The sequence below is a fragment of the methanotrophic endosymbiont of Bathymodiolus puteoserpentis (Logatchev) genome (assembly GCF_900128525.1).
Lineage (GTDB): Bacteria > Pseudomonadota > Gammaproteobacteria > Methylococcales > Methylomonadaceae > Methyloprofundus.
Window position 1 is genome coordinate 1 of record NZ_FQTQ01000138.1, and the last position, 1,052, is coordinate 1,052.

Sequence of the window (1,052 nt, forward strand, 5' to 3'; positions counted from 1 at the left end):
CAAAGGCTCATGAATATGGGTGTATCGGGTGATATAGGTGAGAGAAAAGGCCAACGGTTTTACACCTTCAAGGGGGGGTGGTATAGGTGGATGTTGATATTTCTTCGGCTTTGCTTCAGGTGATTTATCTGCTTTGTTGTTTTAGTGGTTTATTGCTGTAGGTGTAAAAATTAACTGATTAGTTTTTTATAGGTGACAAGCGCTTGATGTTTTGGTAGATTTATCTTCGGTCGCAGAGATTGTAGAGTTTAAGAATTTAGAAAATAATGCATTGACGGAGTGCGTTGTTATGGGTAATATGCGGTTCTTTAGTTTATATTGACAAGACTGAAGACTGAAAAGTATATCGGGGTATAGCGCAGTCTGGTAGCGCGCCTGCTTTGGGAGCAGGATGTCGGGAGTTCGAATCTCTCTACCCCGACCAGTTTGTGTTGAGCGCCCTTAGCTCAGCTGGATAGAGCAACGGCCTTCTAAGCCGTAGGTCACACGTTCGAATCCTGCCGGGTGCGCCACTAATGAAGTTTGTTTTTTTGGTGGTGAGGAAGAGCACTTTTAGTGATTTTTGAATGTATTCAGGACTAAAGGTTAGATACGCGGTTATAAGTTTTGATTTTGTGTACGAGTGGTATGGGGGAAATTTTGCATTTTTTAGTGTAGTACGTGTGAGCGTTTTTAAGTGGTGGGCGTAGCTCAGTTGGTAGAGCTCCGGATTGTGATTCCGGCGGTCGAGGGTTCAAGCCCCTTCGTCCACCCCAGTTTTTCTTTGATATATTGTTTCTTTGTTTGAGAGTTATTTTGTAAGCGGGAGTGGTGGAATTGGTAGACACGCTGGATTTAGGTTCCAGTGCCGCAAGGTGTGAGAGTTCGAGTCTCTCCTTCCGCACCATTTTGTTGTAGGTTTTTATGAATGGGGATAAGAGAACTTATCCCTTTTTTTGTATGTCATTTGCTTAGAGTTATGCTCAAAGTAAGTTGTTGAGGGTTTGGCAGGTTTGGCAGGTTTGGGGGTGGGGAGCTCGATGAGCTTGGGTGGCTAAGTGACTTGGGCTACG

General features: G+C 44.2%; 4 tRNA genes. All 4 read left to right on the plus strand.

The features are described 5' to 3' along the window. The first annotated feature begins 347 nt into the window (after nt 1-347). Nucleotides 348-424 (plus strand) — tRNA-Pro (locus BQ7314_RS11300). 11 nt (nt 425-435) lie between these two features. Beyond that, nucleotides 436-512, plus strand: a tRNA-Arg gene (locus BQ7314_RS11305). Nucleotides 513-679: 167 nt separating this feature from the next. Continuing rightward, nucleotides 680-755, plus strand: a tRNA-His gene (locus BQ7314_RS11310). Nucleotides 756-801: 46 nt separating this feature from the next. Beyond that, nucleotides 802-886 (plus strand) — tRNA-Leu (locus BQ7314_RS11315). Nucleotides 887-1,052 lie beyond the last annotated feature (166 nt).